This window comes from Pseudomonas sp. GL_103 (assembly GCF_057835175.1).
Map to the genome: position 1 here is coordinate 3,592,110 of NZ_CM174420.1, position 22,276 is coordinate 3,614,385.

Here is a 22,276-nt window from a genome sequence, read left to right on the forward strand (position 1 = left end):
ACCTCTTCAGGATTCACCCGCAATGGCCAAGCCTTCTCCCCTCGCCGACCTGAGCGAGTCCCCGTCCGCCACCGCCGAGATGCAGGCACCGCTGGATTCGGCACTGGATGACCTGATCGGCTACGCGATGCGGCGCGCCCAACTCAAACTGTTCCAGAACCTGATCGGTCGCCTGTCAGCCCACGACCTGCGCCCCGCGCAGTTCTCGGCCCTGGCGATCATCGACCAGAATCCGGGGCTGATGCAGGCCGACCTGGCCCGGGCCCTGGCCATCGAGCCGCCGCAGGTGGTGCCGCTGCTCAATAAACTGGAAAGCCGCGCGCTGGCGGTGCGGGTGCGCTGCAAGCCGGACAAACGCTCCTACGGAATCTTCCTGAGCAAGACCGGCGAAACCTTGCTCAAGGAGCTCAAGCAGATCGCCGCGCAAAGCGATTTCGACTCCACTTCATCGCTGACCGGCGAAGAGCGCGAGGAGCTGCTGCGCTTGCTGAGAAAGGTTTACCAGGACTGAACGCACGCTGCCGGCACGCCCCCCTCCCCACAAAAAAAGGGACGGCCGGCGGAGAACGTCGAAGGACCCGGGCTTACCAGATCGGCAAGGTATAGAGCACCAGGAAGCGGGTCTGGTTTTCATCGCGGAATGCCGCGCCGGCCGGGAAGTCATTGCGGTAGATCGACTTGCGCGCCAACAGACCGACGTTTTTCAGCGGGCCGCTCTGAATCACATAACCCAGCTCCATCTGAAACTCGCGCTCTTTGCGGTCCTCGGCATTGAAAGCGGCCAACTCGATATTGTCGCCGCGCACATAACGCAACCGCCCCTTCAGCCCGGGCACGCCGGATGCGACGAAGTCATAGTCGTAGATGGCCTGCCAGGTGCGCTCCTTCGCATTGAGAAAGTCCGAACTCATGGTCAGCTCACTCATGCCCATCAACTCGGTGCCTGAGATGTACGGCGTCGCCGTGTCGCCACTGGCGTGCATGTAGCCGAGGCTCACCCGGTGCCCGCCGAAGCGGTAGCCGAACAATGCCGAGAGGTTGCGGTTGTCCACCCTGCCCGCCTTGGCGCTGCCATCCTCGCGACTGAAAAAACTGCGCAAGTCGCTGGTGAACACACCTTCGCCGAGCGGCAGGTTGTGCAGCAATGCCAGGGTGTCCTGTTGGTACAGGTCGGTCACTTCGGCATGGTAGGCGCGCAGGCTCAGATCCTTGTTGACCTGGTAATCACCCCCCAAATAGGCCAGGTGTGAGGTGGTGGCAGCGCCGTTGAATCGCCGGTTCGGCGAGGCGATGGTCATGGCCTGATAGTCCGTGGAATCGCGCTTGTTGATGCGATCGATGTAACCGGTGTTCAGGGTCAGGCCATCAAAATCCCTGGAGCTGAGCGTGGTGCCACGAAAGGTCTGTGGCAGCAGTCGCGACGGGCTGGCGAAGGCAAACGGCAGGAAGATCGAGACATCGCCGCTCTTGATCGTTGTCTGGGCAAACCGCAGCTTGGCCGTCGGCGCCAGCCGCGAATAGTCATCCGCCGCGCGCTTGTCGCTTGCCGACACCGGCAACAGTTCGGTGCCGCTGCGATCCGGAGCGGAGTCGAGCTTGACCCCCAGCAGCCCCCGCACGTCCAGGCCAAAGCCAACCGTTCCTTCGGTAAACCCCGACTCCATGCCCAGGATGAAACCCTGAGCCCATTCCCGCGCGGCAGTCTTGGCGCCGCCGTCCTGGTATTCACGGTCAATGTAGTAATTGCGCAGGGTCAAGTTTGCGTGACTGTCCTCGATAAACCCCTCGGCCCGCAGCTGAGAGGGCAGAACGCTGACGCCTAGCAGTGCCACGACCCACCCTGGATGGATACTGCAAACGCAGGAGAGCGACGCTACGGAACCGGTGTTCATGGGGCATTTTGGCATGTTCGATGTCCACTTTTTATTGTTGTTCGTGGGTGCCGGATCCGCACGGGACTGCCGGCTTCACGACCAGAGAATGGAAACAGCCAAGGGTCGCCGTCAATCGCAGCTGACCGATAATCGAACATTAATATTATTATCTATTTCAACATATAAATATGAATGCATTCTTAATACGCTGTTTTTAAACACTTTATTTGTGGTTTTTTACAATTTTCAAGACACCATTCTTTTTTTAGTTATCTTTGTTATCTTAATCGCCAGCGGTCACCGACGGCGCCCCCAACGCACGGAGGGCTCGACTGCATAACAAAAACAACAATGAGGTTCACCCATGGACAGTCCATCGCGTCGCTCGACGCTGACAATCGCTTTGTGCTTTATCGTTGCGCTCATCGAGGGGTTCGATCTGCAGGCTGCCGGCACCGCTGCCGCGGGGTTGCGCCAGAGCTTTGCCCTGGACCCGAAGATGATGGGCTGGGTGTTCAGCGCCGGGATCATCGGCCTGCTGCCGGGTGCGTTTTTTGGCGGCTGGGTGGCCGATCGTATCGGCCGCAAGAAAATCCTCGTCGGCGCCGTGCTGCTGTTCGGTGTCTTCTCGCTCTGCACCGCCTATGTCGAGAGCTATTCCAGCTTGCTGCTGGTGCGTTTCATGACCGGCCTGGGCCTGGGTGCCGCCCTGCCCAACCTGATTGCCCTGTGTGCCGAGGCCGTGAGCGAGCGCCATCGCGGCACCGCCATCAGCGTCATGTACTGCGGCGTGCCCCTGGGCGGCGCGCTGGCGGCTGTGGTGGCGATGTTTTCCAGTGAACACTGGCAAACCACCTTTATCATCGGCGGTCTGACGCCTCTACTGGTGGTGCCGCTGATGGCCCTGCTGCTGCCCGAATCCACGGCCTTCCACCAGCAACACGTCACGACCGCCAGCCCACGGTCGTCCACCGCCCAGGCGCTGTTCGGCGAAGGACGGGCACGCTGTACGCTGGCCTTGTGGTTGAGCTACTTCTTCACCCTGACCGTGATGTACATGCTGCTCAACTGGCTGCCCTCGCTGTTGCTGGAACAGGGTTTCACCAAGCCCCAGGCAGGCATGGTGCAGATGCTGTTCAACATAGGCGGCGCCATTGGTTCGCTGCTCGGCGGAGTGATGCTGGACCGCTGCAACGGCCTGAAAGTGGTCCTGTTCGTGTACGCCGGGGTGTTGGCGGCGCTGGCCGGGGTCGGCCTGTCAGTGGGTATCGTGCCAATGGCAATCGCCGGGTTTGCCGTCGGGCTGTTCGTCATGGCCGCACAGCTTGTGCTGTATGCACTGGCGCCCCCTTCCTACCCGACTTCGGTGCGCGCCACCGGTGTCGGCGCGGCCGTGGCCATCGGCCGGCTCGGTTCGGTGGCAGGTCCCCTGGCCGCCGGCCAGATCCTCGCCGCCGGTGCCGGCACCACTGGCGTGCTACTGGCAACGTCACCAGGGCTGGTGATCGCCGCACTGTCGATCCTGACCGTGATCGCCCGCAACGGAGCGACCACCGAGTCTCAACCCCAAGCTGCAAACTGAGCCCCGGGACAGAGGCTTCAGGATTGCCTGGCGTATCGCTTTGATATCGTCCTGCGCGGCCAGCGCAGGACCCACTTCGAAAACTGCTGAGGAGGCCTGCACATGCCCGAAACCCCGTCGCAAACAGCCGAAATAACCAGAAGGTGTGCGCGCCGATCACAAAGGTAGCGGCCGGTCTTGAATGACCCGCTTCATGACCAGGGTCGAGGTGAGCCGTTGCACATTAGGCAATGTCGAGAGGCTCTCATCGTAAAGCCGTTGAAAGGCGGGCAAGTCCTGAGCTACGACGTGCAGCAGGTAGTCCGGCTCCCCAAACAACCTCTGGGCATCGACCACCTGGGGTATATCAATGAGCGCCGCCTCGAACGCCTCGACCGCTTGCCGGTCACCCTCGCGGAGCGTGGCAAATACCATTGCGGAAAAATTCAGGCCCAATGCACCGGGATCAAGCTGCGCGCGGTAGCCCAGCAATACACCGGAGTCCTCCAGTGCCCGCACTCGCCGATGACAGGGTGAAAGGCTCAAGCCTACACGCTCGGCAAGTTCAGTGACCGAAAGGCGGCCATCCTTTTGCAGCTCGGCAAGAATCTTCCGGTCAGTTCTGTCCACGCAGAATAATCTCCCTCTTTGCAATGAAAATACGACCATCTTTGAAAGTTAATTCTAACAACATTTCATTAATCTTCCCCCATCCATTAACAACCGTACTCCTCTTCAGAAAACAAGAGGGACGGCCTTTGATATGAGAGGCGGGACGATGAACAACGCGGTGATTGATGAACGGGCGCGGGTGACGCCATGACCTTCAGTGTCTTTGTTGCCTTCTGGGCGGTGTCGTTTCTGTTCGTCGTTACGCCCGGAGCGGATTGGGCCTACGCGATATCCGCTGGCCTGAAGCATCGCGTTGTCATTCCGGCTGTGGGCGGATTGTTATCCGGCCACTTGATTGCCACAGTGGTGGTAGCCGCGGGTGTTGGCACCCTGGTCGCCAACCATCCTGGGGTCTTGTCAGTGCTGACGGTGGCCGGGGCGGGTTACCTGCTTTGGCTGGGCATCAACATGCTCACCCGTCCCTCCACACCCCATACGGATGAAGTTCAGACCTCAGGCTCATGGCTGCGCTGGGCACTCAAGGGGCTTTGCGTCAGCGGCTTGAATCCGAAAGTGTTCCTGCTGTTCCTGGCCCTCTTGCCTCAGTTTGCCGACGCCACTGCCCCCTGGCCCGTACCGACGCAGATGCTAGCGCTCGGGCTCGTCCACACCGTCAGTTGTAGCGTTATTTATCTGCTGGTCGGGTTTGGCTCACAGGTTGTTCTAAAGGCACGCCCAACCGCCGCTCGGTGGGTCAGTCGTTTCTCCGGAGCGACCATGATCATCATCGCCGTGACGCTGTTTACCGAACAGATGCTGGGTTAATTCCCGGCACTGGTCATGAGTGCAAGCGTATTTCCAGGCCCCGAGCATACCTTTCCACCCTCGCCTTCCAGGGAGCTTTCATGAAGAGCCCAAGAGAACGTGCCGCCGAAGGTCTACAGGCCGGCGCCCGGTTCACGGTAATCCGCTGTTTTTCAGAAGACGATATTCGTCAGTTCGCGCAGATTTCCCGAGACTACAATCCGGTTCACTGCGACACAGGCTACGCAGAGTTGCGCGGGTTCAAGGCGCCCATTGCCCACGGCCTTCTGACAGCCAGCCTGCTCACCGAAGTCGGCGGGCAAATCGGGTGGCTGGCCACAGGGATGAGTTTCAACTTCAAGCGTCCCGTTTACGCGGGAGAACAGATCACCTGCCATTGGCTCATCGTTGACATCGATGAGCGAGGACATGCAAAGGCCGAAGTCAGGATATTCAATGCAGAGGGCATCACAGTACTGGAGGCCACGACTTGCGGTGTGCTGCCGGGAACTGAAGAACGTGAACGACTCACACAAATGCTCTTTGACGGCGACCCCACCAATGGCGCAGCCCGGTCCATGAGTTGATTGCCTGACGTGAGTGGCAGCGACTTATGCGTTGTGTGTCCGCTATGGGTGGTTGCAGGCTTTTACGACCGGAAGTAATCGGCCAGGAGCGGACACTGACCGCCGGACGGTCTCAACGACAAAGCAGGCGTTCGAGTTAGGCGATAACCAGCGGCAGCATGCAATGGCCTCTGAGCTGCCATTGACTGAATCCGAACGCGCCGATCATGCGTTGGTGCGCGAGACCCGCGAGAGTAGCTTGGCGAACTACGCAGGCAGTCCATCCGAGCAAGGACATGGTCCAGCCCGGTCGGTGTCACCAGTGACACGCAAACCTACGGTTTCAGAGCGACTGCGCCAACAGCGCGCCCGTCGCGAACTATTGTGAAAAGGCCGTCTCGCGAGACGGCCTAGTTTCTCAGGATCGGAACAACCCAACCTATTCGCCGCGATGGCTTTCCATGTCGGCAATGACCTGTGCAGATACGTCGAACACGAGGTGGTGGTTGTCGAACAGATCGTCCTGATCCGATACGAGGTCGACGGCGATATGCCCGCAGTTGAACATCAGCAATAGTTGACCGCCGTCCGGCAGCGGGACGATACGAATAGCTTCGGCTTCACCTGTAGTAGAGATGATGGCTTTGGCGATAAGCAGACGGGTGTGTGAATCAATCGAAAGAGTAGGCATGGTAGCTACTCTGCTTTAGCGAGTATTTCTCAAGCGCCCCCGCAAGCAGGATTAAATCGGCGCACCTTTGAGTGTAGCCCATGCACACAGACTGCCTAGAGGGATCAGGATCGGCGACCGGCAGAGAACGGCCAGAAGTGGCCGGTGGTCGTTGCATTACGATTGTCGCCGGCGTTTGGCTAAGCTTAATAAATCAGGGCGAACTGAAAACTTAAGTGATAGCGGCCATCAACGGATCTGGATTGACATCAAGGCGGCACTCCCAAGGGAGACGACTATGTATGCGGTTATAAGAACCTACCTGGGTACTGGAGCAAAGGAGCTTTTCAAGCTGTTGGAAGAGCGCAATGCCGACGTCGAAGCGACCCTGCGGACAGTGCCTGGCCTCGTCAGCTACACACTATTGAATACGGGTGATGGTGGTACAGCGGTGACTGTTTGCACGGATAAGGCCGGCAGCGATGCGAGCCTGAAAGTCGCGCGTGACTGGATTCAGAAAAATGCATCGAATATCCGCGCGAACCCGCCGATCGTGACGGAAGGCCCGGTCATTGTGCAGATCAGCTAGCAACCGATCCGCAGGGTGGTGAGTGCTATACTTTTTCCAGATTGCACGGGGTGTGCAACGTTCCCCACAGTACAGCTACCGACTGCTGCCGGACAGAGGAGGTCTACAGCAAACCCGAGATGGGAGGTGTGGCATGAACCGACACTATTACATCAGTGACAATCTCAACGATCTTGAAAACGTTGAATATGAATTGGAAGCCAGCGGCATCAACTCCGAACAGATTCATGTACTCAGTGAAAAAGTTGCTGATGTAGAAGAACATCACCTCCACGAGATCAGTTCGCTAATGGAACAGGATGCTGTTCACTCTGGTGAGATTGGTGCGGTGATCGGCGTGCCACTCGCAGCGTTGGTCCTGGGTGGCGCCTATTGGATGGGCTGGACCGAATCCGCCGCAGGCTGGATGCCCTTTATCTTCCTTGCCATTGTTGTATTGGGCTTCTGCATCTGGGAAGGCGGTTTTTTTGGCTTCCAGGTGCCGAACACTCACTTCCGAAATTTCAAACAGGCCGTAAAAGAAGGCAAACATATCTTCTTCGTGGATGTTGAACCGAATCAGGAATCGGTACTGGATCAGGTCATCAAACAGCATCCAAAGCTGAAGGTCGCCGGCACGGGAGCGGCAGCCCCGCACTGGACAGTGGCCTGGCAGCATAAATGGCATCAGTTCAAGCGAGTGATATCCGGTTAGCGCCTGGAGACTCCAGGCCATCCGAAAGATGCTTACTGGCCAAAGGAAATGACCCGGCTGAGGAATACATAGTCTGCCTCGGTGGCCATCAGCCCGATGAGCACCAGTAAACACAAAGGTGGCACCAGTATGGCGTAGACCAATGCCAGGCGCTCCCATGCCATATGCATGAAGATGGAGACAATCAAACCTGCCTTCAACAACATGAAAGTGATAATCAGGGACCAGCGAAGATAGCCATGGAAGTGGAAATAGTCGACAAGGTACGACAGCGTGCTGAGGACGAATAACAGCCCCCAGATCTTAAGGTACAAACTGATTGGATGTTGCTGACCCTGAGCATGTGCCATCACCCGTGCTCCTCTACCATAAATAGAAGAAAGCAAAAATAAATACCCACACCAAATCCACGAAGTGCCAGTAAAGCCCGGCTATCTCGACGTTCTGATAGTTTCCGGAGCGCTCATAATCTCCGCGCCATACCTTCAGCGCCACAATGCTGAGGTAGAGGGCGCCGATTGATACATGCAGTCCGTGAAAACCGGTAATCATGAAAAAGCTCGCGCCAAATTGCGCCGCTCCCATGGGGTTCCCCCAGGGACGCACCCCTTCTGCGATGAGCTTGGTCCATTCAAATGCCTGCATGCCGACGAAAGTCACCCCCAAGGCAGCGGTCGCCAGCATCAGGGCCGTGGTTTTCGCACGATTACGGCGATAGGCGAAATTGACGGCCATGGCCATGGTGCCGCTGCTGCTGATCAGCACAAAGGTCATGATGGCGATCAGAATAAGCGGGATTTCCTTGCCGCCGATCGTCAATGCGAACACTTCACTGGGGTTCGGCCAGGCGCTGGTGATGGTCATGCGTACCGACATGTAGCCGGTCAGAAAACAGGTGAATATAAACGTGTCGCTGAGCAGGAATATCCACATCATCGCCTTGCCCCAAGGCACCTGCTTGAAGGCGTCTTTATCCGAGGCCCAATCGCTGGCGATGCCCTGCCATCCCGGTGCAGGCGGCAAGCCTGGTGGATTGGATGAACTGATCTCGGCTTGGGCTTGGGCTTGGGCTTGTGGGTGCAATGCCATGGTTGTTCACCTCAGGCCGCAGAATCTGGCGATGGCTTCATAGGTTTGCGGCGTGCTGGCCAGCAGCGCGAATAGCACGAACCAAAGGCCCAGCAAGTAATGCCAATAGATGGCACAGAGCTCTACGCTGACGCCAAGTTGCGCCAGTGGCACATGACGCAGGAATTTAGCGACGATCCAGCACCAGGCGATCAGCCCGCCCAGCAGGTGGAGCCCATGCAGGCCGGTCAACAGGTAGAAGAAACTGTTGGCCGGATTGCTGGCGACAAAGTAGCCCCAGGCGACAAACTGCTGCCAGAGCCAGAGTTGCCCCGCCAGAAAGGCAATGGCAAAGACACCCCCCAATGCAAAACCAATGACAGTTGCGCCCGGCCGAGCCTTTCGGGCGGCCATACGCGACCATTGCAATGCGATGCAACTCAATACCAGGAAAGCCGAATTCAGCCAGAGCGGCCGGAGATTGCCTAATGGCGCCAAAGGCTCTGTCAGGGGTAGCCAGTCGGCCATTTGAGAACGGGCAATAAAGGCGATCAGGAAGAGGAAGAATAACGAACTCACCACCACCAGAAACAAGCGCAGGCCTACCCTTGCGATTTGCCTTCTATTGGCATCCTCGGCGGCCTGAATACCCTCAGGGTCGCGACTCCAACTGCCGCCGGGATCAGCGCCGTCGGCGTTTCTCAATAGCAGTCTGTTCATGTCTTGATGTCCGCCTTGGTTCCGGCACTGAGTTGCCGCATCTGCTCCAACTCCTCGGTGGAAACCGTTTGCGGAACGAAATCCTGCTCTATCCCCGGCACGCTGTAGTCATAGGCCCAGCGATGCACGACCGGCAATTTCTCTCCCCAGTTACCGTGTTTCGGCGGGGTGTCCGGCGTTTGCCACTCCAGGCTGGCCGCGCCCCAGGGATTACTGCCTGCCGGCTTGCCCTTGAATGCACTCCAGGTCAGGTTGAACAGGAACAGCAACTGGGAAACGCCGACAATCAATGCGATCACCGTAATGAAGGCATTCAAGTCTTGCGCGGACTGCGGGATGAACGCGTAGTTTTCATAGGCGTAGTAGCGACGTGGCATGCCCTGGAAACCCAGGTAGTGCATGGGGAAGAAGATGGCGTAGGTACCCAGAAAGGTAATCCAGAAATGCAGCTTGCCCAGGGTGTCGTTCCACATGCGTCCTGTGACTTTCGGGAACCAGTGATAAATACCGCCGAACACCACCAGGACCGGGGCGACCCCCATGACCATATGAAAATGGGCCACGACGAAATAGGTGTCCGAGAGCGGGATATCCACGATCACATTGCCGAGAAACAACCCGGTCAGACCGCCGACCAGGAAGGTGACGATAAAGGCCAGGGCAAACAGCATCGGCACGGTCAGGTGGATGTCGCCGCGCCACAGGGTCAGTACCCAGTTATAGACTTTCAGCGCAGTCGGCACCGCGATGATCAAGGTGGTGACGGCGAAGAAAAAGCCAAAGTACGGGTTCATTCCGCTGACATACATATGGTGCGCCCAGACCACAAAGCTGAGTACGCCAATGGCAATAATGGCCCACACCATCATTCGGTAACCGAAGATATTTTTACGCGCATGGGTACTGATCAAGTCGGAGACCAGGCCAAACGCAGGGAGAGCAACGATATAGACCTCCGGGTGGCCGAAGAACCAGAACAGGTGCTGGAACAATATCGGGCTGCCACCCTGGTGATCGAGCTGTTGCCCCAGCGAGATCATCGCCGGCATGAAGAAGCTGGTGCCCAACAGCTTGTCGAACAGCATCATGACCGCACTGACGAACAACGCCGGGAACGCCAGCAAGGCCATGATCGAGGCCATGAAGATGCCCCATACCGAGAGCGGCATGCGAAACAAGGTCATGCCGTGCGTGCGCGCCTGCAACACCGTGGTGACGTAGTTCAACCCGCCCATGGTGGCGGCGACAATAAAAATCGCCAGTGAGACGAGCATCAGGACAATGCCCCACTCGACCCCCGGTGTCCCCTGGGTAATGGACTGTGGCGGATAGAGCGTCCAGCCCGAACCGGTCGGACCGCCAGGGACAAAAAAACTGCTGAGCAACACCAGCACCGCCACCAGGTAAAACCAGTAACTGAGCATGTTGACATAGGGGAAGACCATGTCGCGGGCGCCCACCATCAGCGGGATCAGATAGTTGCCGAAGCCACCCAGAAACAAGGCCGTCAGCAAGTAAATGACCATGATCATGCCGTGCATGGTCATCGCCTGATAGTAAGTACTGGCGTCCATGAACGCCAAGCTACCGGGGAAGCCTATCTGCATGCGCATCAAGCTGGACAACACCAAAGCGATGAGCCCCACGAAGATGGCCGTCAACGAATATTGAATGGCTATGACCTTGTGGTCCTGACTCCAGATATATTTGGTCAGGAAACTTTTTGGCTCGTGTAGTGCTTCTGTTTCGGCTTGCTCCGCATAGGCCATCACGTCATCCTCCTGCCGAAGTTTCAGTGTATTTCTGGCTGTTTTACGGCTACGTCCCTGGCTCCGCCTTGTTTGCGTCAGCGTCAGCATTCGCTTTGGATTTGATAAAAGCGATCAGTGCATTCAACTCCTCGTCACTCGGAGCCAGGGCCGGCATGACGGCGGCATAGCCCTTGACGATTTTGGCATTGGGATGAAGAACCGAATCCTTGATATAGCCCTCATCGACCTTTACGCTCGTATCGTCGGCAAGGGTTTGCGTCTTGCCATACAGGCCCTGCCAGCTGGGGCCGACGCCCTTGGTGCCATCGACACTGTGGCAGGCCAGACAGCCGAGCGCCCCGGCCAGCCGCTGTCCCTGCACCACCAAGTCTTCACCCGGGCTCGACGCTTCACCGGTCGAAGGTTCATCGACTTGCCCCGCAGCACCCAGTGATTTGATCAGGGCGATGACAGCACCCAGCTCATCGTCCTTGAGAGTATAGGCCACCATGACCGGCGGGTAGCCCTGTACCAGTCGGGCCTTTGGATCGAGAATCGACTCTTTCAGGTAGGCCTCGTCGACCACCACACTGGTGCCATCGGCAAGCTGTTCAGTGCGGCCGTACAGCCCCTTCCATCCCGGGCCGAGACTGGCACTGCCATCCTGGCTATGGCAGGCCTTGCAGCCGAGCTGTTCGACCAACTGGCGGCCTTTTTCCAGCACGCTGTCTCGACCGGGTTTGGCCGCTATCGTCAATGTCTGCGCAAAAGTCGGTTGGCCTTTCAGCCATTGATCGAAGACGCCCTGTTCTTCCACGATCATATGGCCGCGCATGTTGTAATGACCTACGCCACAAAATTCAGCGCAAAGAACTTCGTATTTTCCGGTTTTAGTTGGCGTAAACCAAAAGTACGACACCATTCCTGGCACCATATCCATCTTGCTGCGTATTTGCGGTACATAGAAATCGTGCAGGACATCTTTAGCGCGCAGCAAGACTTTCACCGGCCGATCGAGCGGAAGGCGAACTTCATTATTCATGACAAGCACATCGTCCTGCCCTGCAGGATCCTTGGGATCAAGGCCGAGGGGGTTGGCGGAATCAACAAACTTGATATCCGACTTACCCAATTTCCCGTCCTGGCCGGGAAAACGAAAGGCCCACTGCCACTGCTGGGCGACCACTTCAAGTTCGTAAGCCTCTTTCGGCACCCGGACGAAATCGTTGTAGACAACCAGGCCTGGCGCCAACATCCCGGCAATACCTACCGAGGTAACGATAATCAACCACAGTTCCAGCTTTTTGTTTTCTGGCTGGTAGGCCGCCCTGGCACCCTCCTTGTGACGATACCGCATCACCGCGACCGCCATGAATACCGTGATGGCAATGAAAAATACTCCGCTAATGATCAGGGTAATGAACAGGGTGGTGTCTATGGACCCCCAGTTGGAAGCTGCCGGTGTCGCATGCCAAGGCGCTAGTATGTGGAATAGCACTGATGCAATAACGATTAGTATCAGGACAATTGCTATTGCCATTTCCTCTTCATCCTATTCCTGTTGCTCATTGGTTATGCAAAAGCATCGCCACTGACGTCCAGGCAGGGCAGACAAATACCACCCATCCGGGCGGTAAAGTCAGTAAGGAGTATAGAGCCATCGGCTTGTACCGTGAGGTTGGCAAAGGAGGTCCGGTTGCCAGCTATACTGAATTTCTGATGACGGACGGCAGAGATCGACCGGAAGCGGTCCCAAAGGACGAACCCTGCCCTTGTTTAGTCGTCAAACGTAAGTGATGACCTTGAGCAGGGACGATAGCTACACAGTCCAGCAATCCACATGGGAGGTTTCGTCATGAGTGCCCTGACGATCGAAGGCTGGTGCAAACCCAGCAACGCCCAAAAGTCCACCCGGATGGGGGAAGTCCATTTCTACGTCGACGGACCTCTCCATGTCCGTCTGGAGGAGGCCGAAGAGCGCTTGCAGAAGACCCACGAGCGTGAAGCCATGGTCGATGTCGATATGGACTCGATGGAACTGATCATGCCCGAGGGATACGCCCCCTTGTCCGACTGTCAAATGCGTGTCTATTTGCACGACGAACGCGGTCAGTTCCATCTGGTTGGACACCGAGCGAGTGACGGCAGTTTGATCTACACCAATGCGGTGTTGATTGATCAACTGCTTGAGTAGCGGTTACGTGATTCCCGGCATCGGTGTTTCTCCGCGGGGTAATGTGCGGTGGCGAAAACTTACTCGTCCTTTAAACAGAATTCACTGTGTTGCCTCGACCGGTTGAAACCACAGGCAGAAGCGGCCCTTCCCGCCCAGTTAAATCCACCTCGCCTCAGGGGCAAGTTGCCCCTGCCAAAAGCGATTGGTGAAACAGGGCCGCTACTCTCGCCATAAATGGGGTATTACACCCACCCAACCAGGTGTTTTCCACCAAATTTGAGGAATATTCCCCCCTCCCCCTTCCTCTCGCTTGAAACCCTTGGAACCAGCTTGTTAATTCATTTGAGTTTTTTCTTCGCACTATTGAAATGGCTCATTAGTTGCACCACCCCTGATACCCGCAACAGCTGTCGTCCCGGACATCATGGAGACGGCGGGGCTCGCCAGATCCGGCATGACGCGAGGGGTGAAAAATGAAACGCGCGACACCACCATGCAGTTCCATCGCCTTGTTGCCCAGGTCAAGCCTGTGGCGCGTGTTCCACGCAAAAGTGAGGATAGGTGATGTCTTCCACTAATAGATCAATTGCTCGAATCACGAAACGGCCGATGCCCCTTTATAAGCAGCTCGCTGAGTTGGGGCTGATGTTTATCGCGTTGGTGATGACGTTGGCGTTGTCCGCTGTACTGGCGATGGAGTTCACCCTTGGAGTGTTCTGACAAATGCGTCTTTCACTCAAATGGCTTGATGATTGCGGTATTGCTCATACGAGCGCCCGTTTTACCAGGCACCCTGTAAAGAAAGCGGTTATGGGAGGTGTGTCATGTGGAATCAGCCTCTGATGATTGTGGCGATCTACCTTGCTACCACCCTCTGCATCGGCTGGTTGTGGTCCGTTGCTATCCTGTATTGGCTTTGATGCAATGGAAAAGGTGAGTCACCTCCTGATTTTATAAACACATCACCGGCAGCCATGTGTCGGTCAGGTGGGAACCGAAGGTCAGCCGGTCAAATGGCCCATGGGGGCGCGGGGATAAACTTTGACTCGATCCATTGTTTGAACGCGACGACCACCGCGCCCGGAAACCTGGCCGATGGCCTGACCAGGTAGACCCCACCGGCGGTATCCAATTGCCAGTCAGGAAGGACATGCAACAGCCTCCCGGCAGCAATATCACGACTCATCAACCAGTCACCTGCCCCCAGTATTCCCGCATCGGCGCGGGCCGCTGCAAGTAATGATTCGCTGTCATTGGCCGTCAGGTTTCCTTTGGGAGAAACCGTCTGCAGCTCATTGCCGCGATGGAGTCTCCACTGAGGAAAAGACGCAAGGCCGCTGAAGCGAAGGCAATTGTGCCTGATCAGGTCCTGTGGCGTTTCGGGCATGCCGTGCTGTCTGATGTAAGCAGGCGAGGCACACAGTATCCGGCGATGGTCACTCAGTTTCCTGGCGATCAACCGGCTGTCTTCCAACTCTCCGATTCGGATCGCCGCATCAAAACCTTCATCGATGATATCGACCAGACGCTCGCTGTAGTCTGCAAGGATCGAGACATGCGGATGAGCCTCGAGAAACTCCGGCAGCATCGGGCCAAGCCAACGCCTGCCCATGGCTGCCGGCAATGCAAGGCGCAAAGTACCGCGGATTTCGCTGGCACCCTCGGACGCCTGCTGCTGCGCTTCATTCATCAATTCGATGGCTGAGCGAAGGCGCTGCTCCAGCCTGGCACCTGTTTCAGTAATTCGAACCTGCCGGGTGGAGCGCTCCACGAGCCGAACGCCAAGGCGCTTTTCCATTGCGGCGAGACGTTTTGAGACGACGGTAGGATGTCGCTGCAATAGCCGGCCAGCCCCGACAAATGAGCCTTGCGAGGCAACGGCCAGAAACGCAGCGATTTCGTCACTGTACTGATTGTTCAGAACATCAAGATTCATGGTTTTAAAATGATCGCCCCCGATGAACGCCCCGACTCCAGATCGGCATGCGCCAATGCTGCGTCCGCCAGTGAATAGCTTGCCCGGACCCGAGGCTTGATAATACCCGCACCGATGGCGGCCAACACATCCTGCGCTCGTTCCTGGTACTCGGAGGCACTCGCCGTATGGGCTGCCAACGAAGGACGTGTCAGGAACAGCGAGCCTTTGGCATTGAGTGTCGACAGCTCCACGGCTGACGGCGCACCTGATGAAGCGCCAAACGATACCATCAGCCCTCTTGGTCGCAAGCTATCCAGGGATGCCTGGAAAGAAACACGCCCTATTGGGTCATAGACAACGTCGACCTTTTTACCCTGGGTGATACGAGCCACCTCGCAAGCCAGGCTGTCAGCATCGAACACCAGGACTTCATCGCATCCCGACGCCTGAGCTTTCTCGACACTGGCCTGCTTTGAAACCACGCCGATCACGGTGGCACCCAAGTGTCTGGCCCAAGGCACCATGATTTCCCCCAACCCTCCAGCCACACCGTAGAGGAGCATGGTTGTACCGGGCCCCACAGGATAGGTGGCTTTCAACAGGTACTGCGCAGTGATGCCCTTGAACATGACGGCTGCTGCATCGTCAAATGACAGCGAATCCGGAATTTTGACCAGCCGCTCTGCCGGATAAAGCCGGGCCGAAGCATAGGAACCGATAGGGCCGGTGGCATAGGCCACGCGATCCCCTGCTCGCACGTTGCTGACACCCGCACCCACAGCTGTGACACGCCCCGCGCCTTCCAGCCCAAGTCCAGATGGCAACGCAATGGGCACCGCTCCCTTGCGCTGGGTAACGTCGAGAAAGTTGACACCTACCGCCTCTTGCTCAAGCCAGACCTCTCCCTGGCCTGGCGCTTGTTCGCTCAGTGTCTCCAGGTTCAGTACTTCAGGGTTGCCGAGCTGGTTGAACCGGATCGCAGATACCATGGTCATTTCTCCTTCAGTCAGAAGCCGCTATCAAATAAGTGGCCTCAGTGTGAGAACTGATCTTCTGATGAACAAGACGAGTTGATTGCAGGACATTAATGCACTGGTTGCAGCAATGTAATCGCGGATAGCACGCGATACTCTGTGGAGCATGCCGGGCTCATTGTGATTTTGGAGAAACCAAGGGTTGTCTCCGTGAGTCTGCCATGGGTTGGTGGCTGCCTTTTGCGTCAGGCAATAATCGGCCAAAAGCAATGGGATGGACTCCTCCTCACTTCGGCATCTTGAGTGCCAGACTGAAGGTGCGAACCGCAGTCAACCGTGAGAAGGAGTCCACACATGAAGCTTATGCGCATTGGGGTCGACTTGGCCAAGAACGTGTTTCAGATCCACGGCGTGGATCGTCATGAGCAGCCAGTCTGGCGGCAGCGTCTGTCTCGCGAACGCTGGCTGCAAACGGTGCTGGAGAAGATCGAACCCGGCTGTGAGATCGGCATGGAAAGTTGTAGCGGTGCGCACCATTGGGCGCGGCAACTACAAGCACGTGGATTTCGGGTGAGGCTGATTGCGCCGCAGTTCGTCAAACCGTACGTCAAGAGCAACAAGAACGACGCCAACGATGCCGAGGCAATCTGCGAAGCGATGAGCCGCCCCAGCATGCGCTTCGTCGCCGTCAAGACCATCGAACAACAGGATATCCAGGCGACGCATCGCATCCGGGCCGGCTTAATCGAACAGCGGACGGCCAAAGCCAATCAGATTCGTGGGCTGATCGCCGAGTACGGCCTCGTTGCTCCGAAGGAGTTGCTGATGCTGCGTCGCGCCATACCGTGCTGGTTGGAAGAGGCGGATAACGGTTTGACGGTACGTTTTCGTCGTCTGCTGGATGGCTTGTGGGGCGACCTTCGCACACTGGATGAACGCGTGGGCGAACTCGACAGCGAGATATCGGCAATCGCGGCAAGTGAACCAACGGCCGTTCGTTTGCAGCAGCTGCGCGGGGTCGGCCCGATGATAGCCACCGCACTCGTTGCTGCCATTGGTGATGCCCGACAGTTTGCCAATGGCCGGCAGTTGGCCGCCTCGTTAGGGCTGACGCCGAGGCAACACAGCTCCGGCGGCAAGGATCGACTGCTGGGCATCAGCAAACGTGGCGATGCTTATCTGCGAACGCTGATGATCCATGGTGCACGATCGGCATTACGCACGGCCAAATTTAAAGATGACCGGCTCAGCCAGTGGGCTGTCCGTTTAGCCGAGCGCTCACATCCCAATGTCGCCGCTATCGCTTTGGCGAACAAAACTGCACGCATGGCTTGGGCGATGCTGCGCAACGGTACTGATTACCAACCGGATCGGGCAGAGGCCTGACCCATTCATCCCGGAAGAAGCCCCATACACCACGATTGCGAAGCAACCCGAGCAATGGCAAACCGGTCGAACCGGCGTCGGCAAAACCCTTTAACGTCCAGGTGCATAAAGCACGTAAAAGCGATCGGGAGCCGACGCGCGAATAGCCCATCATGGCCCTGCATCGAAACGATGCCGCAGTAAGAGGCCGAATATACGTGTGCAGTCGGCACGGGCGCCAAAGCAAAGGAGGCTTGCAATGAGGAGGAGTCCATATACGGACGGTCGAACGCTTACTTTTCTCGATGGCTATTGCAAAGGCTGGATTGCAGCGCTCCGGGTACCGGCAAACGCACTCGTGCCAAGCCAGCGCCACAAGTTTTCCGCATCCTGCACAGCGCCGTCTACACGCAGCTCTCGCGACTGAAGAACCTCCCTTGGTGTGCGGTCGCCGGCCCACACCTCGGTCAACGCGCGCACGCTAGAGTCCACGACGAGCGTGAGTTCGCGTCCGGGGTCGTCGCGGCACAGATCTGCCACACCATGTTCGACCACAAGCCACCACTCTTGCTCGCCGGATCGCGCGTCGCGGAACTTGAAGTGGATGACCACCGACCGGGACGGGAACATCTCGATGCGCGCGAACCGGCGCACGTCCCACATGAGCAGGCCCGCGTCGAGTTCGTTATCGCGAAGGCGACTGCCTATCCAACGCGCGCCCCAATGGCCTAGAGCCATTATGATGGGGCGCAAATCCTCGCCTGCTTCGGTCAGGCTGTACTCCCAGACCTTGCCTGCGGCTGTGCGATGTACGACACCGATATCTTCCAGGTGGCGCAGCCGCTGTGCCAGCAAGCTGGTGGACATCCGTGGTACGCCACGGTGCAGTTCATTGAAGCGCTTACTGCCGCATAGCAGCTCGCGCACGACCAAAGGCGTCCAGCGCTCGCACAGTGCTTCAGCACCGCGCGCGACCGTGCAGAACTGACCGTAGCTTTCATCCATCGCCTGTACTCCGCAACTACAACGCTTCAGATTCTGAACTAGCCTCGCGACTTCGCCACGTGCACGCTCAAACCTGCGAAAGCCACCGTCTCAGGAGAACGCCATGACCAAGATAGCCATCATTCAGCGACCGCCAGTGCTGCTCGATCGCAGCGCGACGATCGCCCGAGCCGTGCAATCGGTCGCTGAGGCTGCGGCGGCGGGAGCCTCGTTGATCGTTTTGCCCGAACAGTTCATTCCAGGTTACCCGTCATGGATCTGGCGGCTGGCGGCGGGAAGGGACGGGGCTGTAATGGGCCAGTTGCATGCGCGGCTGCTGGCCAACGCCGTTGATATCGCGAACGGTGACCTGAGCGAGTTGTGCGAGGCCTCCAGAGTTCATGCCGTGACGATCGTGTGCGGTATCAATGAATGCGACCGGCTCCATGGCGGCGGCACGCTCTACAACAGCGTAGTCGTTATCGGCGCGAACGGCGCAGTGCTCAACCGACACCGCAAGCTGATGCCAACGAACCCCGAGCGCATGGTCCATGGTTTCGGTGATGCGTCAGGGTTACGTACGGTCGACACACCCGTCGGCCGCATTGGTACGCTCATCTGCTGGGAAAGCTACATGCCGCTGGCACGCTATTCACTGTATGCCCAAGGGGTGGAGATCTACATCGCACCCACGTATGACAGTGGCGATGGCTGGATCAGCACGATGCGCCACATTGCACTCGAAGGCCGCTGTTGGGTGCTTGGCAGCGGCACCTTGCTGCGCGGCAGCGACATCCCCGATGACTTTCCGGCTCGCCTGCAACTGTTTCCCGATCCGCAAGAGTGGATCAACGACGGCGACTCGGTGGTGGTCAACCCTCAAGGCCGGATCACAGCCGGTCCACTGCACCGAGAGGCAGGCATTGTGTATGCGGATATCGACGTCTCACTCGTGGCGCCAGCGCGGCGGACGCTCGACGTCACCGGGCACTATGCGCGCCCTGATATTTTCGAACTGCAGGTGCGACGCACGCCGGCGACAGCGGTGCGCTACATCGACGGGTGAAGTTACCAACGCTCAGGCGATCCATCCCAACTTCGACGGTATGCGTAACAACTGATGAAGGAGTCATTCCATGAGCATTCAAAGGTCTTACAAAGGCAGTTGTTTTTGCGGCGCAGTCGAGTTCACCGTCAGCGGTGAGCCGGCCGCAATGGGCTATTGCCATTGCGAGTCGTGTCGACATTGGTCAGCAGCACCGGTCAATGCCTTCACGCTGTGGAAACCCGAGGCGGTGCAAGTAACTCGGGGGGCGGACAACATTGGCACCTACAACAAGACACCGCAAAGTTATCGCAAATGGTGCAAGAGTTGCGGCGGGCACATCTTCACCGAACACCCAGGGATGGGGCTCATCGACGTGTATGCCGCTGTCATCCCGGATCTTGCTTATTCGCCAGGCGTTCACGTCCACTATCAGGAGACCAGGTTGCGCATCAAAGACGGGTTGCCCAAGCTGAAGGATGTCCCCAGCGAATTAGGGGGATCGGGCGTCAGCGTGGACGAATAGCGCCAGCACGGTAGCGTGCGGCGATCCGACCTTGCTTGATTACGCCAGTTGCCACCTGTTCGGCACTGTCATACAGAAAGGCTTCGAACAAATGAAGCAGCATCGCAAGCGACCCAGCGGCCTCAACATCTGAAACTGATCGTGCAATAGAGTCGACCAAAGAACCGTCACGGACTTCAGGAAACACTCAGTGAATCAAACCCGTTTTTCTAGATGCGTAGTACGCTCCAACCAGAAACATGCCTTTGATTTACGCTGGTATTTTCGTGCACCCGGCTCCGGTGTCATCTACAACACTCGAAGAGTGGTCAGAGCAGCCCTTGACGAGTGGCGACGGTCGTGACCCTCCCCTCTCGCCCCACTGCACCGCTCAAAGCCCCTCTGCTGCGCACCCTTCACGCTCACGCCTGATCCATAACCTCGACCACTCCCTTATCCTCCCCCAGGAACCCTCCGCTTTGATGCTGCCACAGCCGCGCATAGACGCCGTTCTTCCCGAGCAATTCGGTGTGGGTGCCCTGTTCGATGATGCGTCCGTCATCCATGACGATGAGCCGGTCCATGGCCGCAATCGTGGACAGCCGATGGGCGATGGCGATCACAGTCTTGCCCTGCATCATTTCATCGAGGCTTTCCTGAATGGCCACTTCGACTTCCGAGTCCAGCGCACTGGTGGCCTCGTCAAGAAGCAGGATCGGGGCGTTCTTGAGCATCACCCGGGCAATCGCGACGCGTTGGCGCTGGCCGCCCGACAGCTTGATGCCCCGCTCACCCACAAGGGTGTCGTAGCCGGTATGGCCTTGCCGGTCGCTCAGTTGGCTGATGAACTCATCGGCCTGGGCATTGGCCGCGGCGCTGCGGATTTGCGCGTCGGTCGCATCGGGACGGCCGTAGGCGATGTTGTCGCGAATGGAACGGTGCAGCAGGGAGGTATCCTGCGTGACCATGCCGATGGAGCCGCGCAGGCTGTCTTGCGTCACTTGTGCGATGTTTTGGCCGTCGATGCGAATCTCCCCGCTGTCGACGTCATAGAAGCGCAGCAGCAAGTTGATAAGCGTGGATTTGCCGGCGCCAGAGCGGCCAACCAGGCCGATTTTTTCGCCCGGGCGGATGCTCAGGCTCAGGCCATCGAGCACCTGGCGTTCGCCATTGTAGTTGAAGCTCACCTTATCGAAGGTTACCGCGCCGCCGGAGGTCACAAGCACGCCGGCACCCGGCGCGTCCTGCACCTTGGTGCCCAGGGTCAGCGTCGCCATGCCATCCTGTACGGTGCCGATGCTCTCGAACAGCGAGGTCATTTGCCACATGATCCAGTGCGACATGCCATTGATACGCAACGCCATGGCGGTGATTGCCGCCACGGCACCTGCGCCGACCTCACCCTGGTGCCATAGCCACAGCGCATAACCACCTGCTGCCATGATCAACGCCACCACCAATGCCTGGTTGACGATCTCGAACTGGCTGACCAGGCGCATCTGGCGAAAGCCGGTTTGCTTGAAATCCTCCATCGCTGCACGCGCGAAGTGCGCTTCACGATTGGAGTGGGAGAACAGCTTCACCGTAGTGATGTTGGTGTAGGCGTCTGAGATGCGCCCGGTCATCATCGACCGCGCATTGGCCTGTTCCTGCCCGACTCTCCCCAGGCGGGGCACGAAGTACAGCATGGCCAGCCCGAACAACACGACCCAGGCAACGAAAGGCAGCATCAGTTTCAGTGCGAAACCGCCGGCCAGTGCGATGATCGCGATGAAGTACACCCCGATCCCGGGTGCGATCTCGATAAGGGTGAATAGCACGTCGCGCACGGCTAGCGCAGTCTGCATCACCTTGGTAGTGACCCGGCCGGAAAACTCATCGGAAAAAAACGAAAGGCTTTGTCGCAGCATCAGGCGATGGAAGTCCCAGCGCAGCCGCAACGGCAAGTTAATCGCCAATATCTGGTGCTGCACCATGGTGCGCAACGCCACCAGTCCGACACTGGTCACCATTACGGTGCCCATGCCCCACAACACGCGACTTTCCTGCGCAGCCGCTTCACCGCCTGTCTGCCAGGTCGAGAGCAGGTCCACGACCTGCCCGAGGAAGGAAAACAGCCAGGCTTCGTAAATCGACACAGCGGCACTGAGCAACGTAAGCGCAAGGATGTAACCGCGGGCGCCCCGCGTACAGGCCCACAGGAAACGAGCCAGGCCGTTGGGTGGCGGTGGTACCTCGTCAGGAGGAAAGGGGTCGAGTCTTCGTTCAAACGCACGAAGCATGGTGTTCTCCAAAACGATCAAATTGAGGAGATTCTGCCATTGAACGGTTGCTTTGAGGGTTTTGCGAAGTTGAGGTATGGCGCTGTTGGCAGGTCGCTCTGAGGATTGGGTTGCCGGG

The 22,276-nt window shown here is 57.9% G+C and carries 22 protein-coding genes; 10 read left to right on the forward strand and 12 right to left on the reverse strand.

Features of this window, described 5'->3' with window-relative positions; all coding sequences use genetic code 11:
- Positions 1 to 22: 22 nt before the first annotated feature.
- Positions 23 to 511, forward strand: a complete 489-nt coding sequence (locus tag AC3IP0_RS16135; protein ID WP_489316109.1) for a MarR family winged helix-turn-helix transcriptional regulator — start codon at positions 23 to 25, stop codon at positions 509 to 511.
- 73 nt (positions 512 to 584) lie between these two features.
- Here the strand turns inward: AC3IP0_RS16135 and AC3IP0_RS16140 are convergent, their stop codons facing one another.
- Positions 585 to 1,892 (reverse strand): OprD family porin, encoded by a 1,308-nt coding sequence (locus AC3IP0_RS16140; protein WP_489327813.1) that lies wholly within the window; start codon positions 1,890 to 1,892, stop codon positions 585 to 587.
- Between the two features lie 346 nt (positions 1,893 to 2,238).
- On the opposite strand from AC3IP0_RS16140, the gene mhpT reads away from it, so the two are divergent.
- Entirely contained in the window at positions 2,239 to 3,456 is a 1,218-nt protein-coding gene (gene mhpT / locus AC3IP0_RS16145) for a 3-(3-hydroxy-phenyl)propionate transporter MhpT (protein ID WP_489316110.1), read from the forward strand.
- 156 nt (positions 3,457 to 3,612) lie between these two features.
- Here the strand turns inward: mhpT and AC3IP0_RS16150 are convergent, their stop codons facing one another.
- On the reverse strand, positions 3,613 to 4,065 hold the full coding sequence (locus AC3IP0_RS16150) for an Lrp/AsnC family transcriptional regulator (protein WP_008053368.1): 453 nt from the start codon (positions 4,063 to 4,065) through the stop codon (positions 3,613 to 3,615).
- Positions 4,066 to 4,254: 189 nt separating this feature from the next.
- Here AC3IP0_RS16150 and AC3IP0_RS16155 point away from each other — a divergent pair, with 189 nt between their 5' ends.
- Both AC3IP0_RS16155 and AC3IP0_RS16160 read left to right on the forward strand, forming a co-directional pair.
- Complete coding sequence (locus AC3IP0_RS16155; RefSeq protein WP_489316111.1) at positions 4,255 to 4,872, forward strand: LysE family translocator; 618 nt, start codon at positions 4,255 to 4,257, stop codon at positions 4,870 to 4,872.
- Positions 4,873 to 4,952: 80 nt separating this feature from the next.
- A complete protein-coding gene (locus tag AC3IP0_RS16160) occupies positions 4,953 to 5,438 on the forward strand; it encodes a MaoC family dehydratase (RefSeq protein ID WP_489316112.1) in 486 nt (161 codons plus the stop codon).
- Between the two features lie 418 nt (positions 5,439 to 5,856).
- Here the strand turns inward: AC3IP0_RS16160 and AC3IP0_RS16165 are convergent, their stop codons facing one another.
- Entirely contained in the window at positions 5,857 to 6,108 is a 252-nt protein-coding gene (locus AC3IP0_RS16165) for a hypothetical protein (protein WP_489316113.1), read from the reverse strand.
- 277 nt (positions 6,109 to 6,385) lie between these two features.
- Here AC3IP0_RS16165 and AC3IP0_RS16170 point away from each other — a divergent pair, with 277 nt between their 5' ends.
- A complete protein-coding gene (locus AC3IP0_RS16170; protein WP_489319790.1) occupies positions 6,386 to 6,676 on the forward strand; it encodes a hypothetical protein in 291 nt (96 codons plus the stop codon).
- A 133-nt stretch (positions 6,677 to 6,809) separates the two neighbouring features.
- A complete protein-coding gene (locus AC3IP0_RS16175) occupies positions 6,810 to 7,370 on the forward strand; it encodes a magnesium transporter (RefSeq protein WP_489325285.1) in 561 nt (186 codons plus the stop codon).
- 32 nt (positions 7,371 to 7,402) lie between these two features.
- Here the strand turns inward: AC3IP0_RS16175 and AC3IP0_RS16180 are convergent, their stop codons facing one another.
- Genes AC3IP0_RS16180 through AC3IP0_RS16200 form a run of 5 tightly spaced genes read right to left on the reverse strand, consistent with a single transcriptional unit; the run spans position 7,403 to position 12,449 of the window.
- Complete coding sequence (locus AC3IP0_RS16180; RefSeq protein ID WP_489316126.1) at positions 7,403 to 7,720, reverse strand: cytochrome C oxidase subunit IV family protein; 318 nt, start codon at positions 7,718 to 7,720, stop codon at positions 7,403 to 7,405.
- 13 nt (positions 7,721 to 7,733) lie between these two features.
- Positions 7,734 to 8,459, reverse strand: coding sequence for a heme-copper oxidase subunit III family protein (locus AC3IP0_RS16185; protein ID WP_489325287.1), 726 nt, complete (start codon positions 8,457 to 8,459; stop codon positions 7,734 to 7,736).
- Between the two features lie 6 nt (positions 8,460 to 8,465).
- On the reverse strand, positions 8,466 to 9,158 hold the full coding sequence (locus tag AC3IP0_RS16190; protein ID WP_489325289.1) for a cytochrome c oxidase subunit 3: 693 nt from the start codon (positions 9,156 to 9,158) through the stop codon (positions 8,466 to 8,468).
- On the reverse strand, positions 9,155 to 10,927 hold the full coding sequence (gene ctaD / locus AC3IP0_RS16195; RefSeq protein ID WP_489319791.1) for a cytochrome c oxidase subunit I: 1,773 nt from the start codon (positions 10,925 to 10,927) through the stop codon (positions 9,155 to 9,157). The genes AC3IP0_RS16190 and ctaD overlap by 4 nt, the downstream gene beginning before the upstream one ends.
- Before the next feature lie 49 nt (positions 10,928 to 10,976).
- The gene (locus AC3IP0_RS16200) at positions 10,977 to 12,449 is read right to left on the reverse strand and encodes a c-type cytochrome (RefSeq protein ID WP_489325290.1); all 1,473 of its coding nucleotides are present in this window, start codon (positions 12,447 to 12,449) and stop codon (positions 10,977 to 10,979) included.
- 315 nt (positions 12,450 to 12,764) lie between these two features.
- Here AC3IP0_RS16200 and AC3IP0_RS16205 point away from each other — a divergent pair, with 315 nt between their 5' ends.
- Positions 12,765 to 13,103, forward strand: a complete 339-nt coding sequence (locus AC3IP0_RS16205) for a hypothetical protein (protein ID WP_489325292.1) — start codon at positions 12,765 to 12,767, stop codon at positions 13,101 to 13,103.
- A gap of 991 nt (positions 13,104 to 14,094) precedes the next feature.
- Here AC3IP0_RS16205 and AC3IP0_RS16210 read toward each other — a convergent pair.
- Both AC3IP0_RS16210 and AC3IP0_RS16215 read right to left on the reverse strand, forming a co-directional pair.
- Complete coding sequence (locus tag AC3IP0_RS16210) at positions 14,095 to 15,021, reverse strand: LysR family transcriptional regulator (RefSeq protein WP_489316131.1); 927 nt, start codon at positions 15,019 to 15,021, stop codon at positions 14,095 to 14,097.
- Positions 15,018 to 15,992: a quinone oxidoreductase family protein gene (locus AC3IP0_RS16215; protein ID WP_489319792.1), complete on the reverse strand. Its 975-nt coding sequence runs from the start codon at positions 15,990 to 15,992 to the stop codon at positions 15,018 to 15,020. Before AC3IP0_RS16215 ends, AC3IP0_RS16210 begins: the two co-directional genes overlap by 4 nt.
- A gap of 339 nt (positions 15,993 to 16,331) precedes the next feature.
- On the opposite strand from AC3IP0_RS16215, the gene AC3IP0_RS16220 reads away from it, so the two are divergent.
- The gene (locus AC3IP0_RS16220; protein ID WP_489325293.1) at positions 16,332 to 17,363 is read left to right on the forward strand and encodes an IS110 family RNA-guided transposase; all 1,032 of its coding nucleotides are present in this window, start codon (positions 16,332 to 16,334) and stop codon (positions 17,361 to 17,363) included.
- Positions 17,364 to 17,651: 288 nt separating this feature from the next.
- Here AC3IP0_RS16220 and AC3IP0_RS16225 read toward each other — a convergent pair whose 3' ends face one another.
- Entirely contained in the window at positions 17,652 to 18,347 is a 696-nt protein-coding gene (locus AC3IP0_RS16225; protein ID WP_489316132.1) for a winged helix-turn-helix transcriptional regulator, read from the reverse strand.
- 103 nt (positions 18,348 to 18,450) lie between these two features.
- On the opposite strand from AC3IP0_RS16225, the gene AC3IP0_RS16230 reads away from it, so the two are divergent.
- Together AC3IP0_RS16230 and AC3IP0_RS16235 are read left to right on the forward strand one after the other, a co-directional pair.
- The gene (locus AC3IP0_RS16230) at positions 18,451 to 19,392 is read left to right on the forward strand and encodes a carbon-nitrogen hydrolase family protein (protein WP_489316133.1); all 942 of its coding nucleotides are present in this window, start codon (positions 18,451 to 18,453) and stop codon (positions 19,390 to 19,392) included.
- 70 nt (positions 19,393 to 19,462) lie between these two features.
- Positions 19,463 to 19,897 carry a GFA family protein gene (locus AC3IP0_RS16235; protein ID WP_489325295.1) on the forward strand — a complete coding sequence of 145 codons (435 nt, stop codon included), beginning with the start codon at positions 19,463 to 19,465 and terminating at the stop codon, positions 19,895 to 19,897.
- A 401-nt stretch (positions 19,898 to 20,298) separates the two neighbouring features.
- Here the strand turns inward: AC3IP0_RS16235 and AC3IP0_RS16240 are convergent, their stop codons facing one another.
- On the reverse strand, positions 20,299 to 22,158 hold the full coding sequence (locus AC3IP0_RS16240) for an ABC transporter ATP-binding protein (RefSeq protein WP_489325297.1): 1,860 nt from the start codon (positions 22,156 to 22,158) through the stop codon (positions 20,299 to 20,301).
- Positions 22,159 to 22,276: the final 118 nt, after the last annotated feature.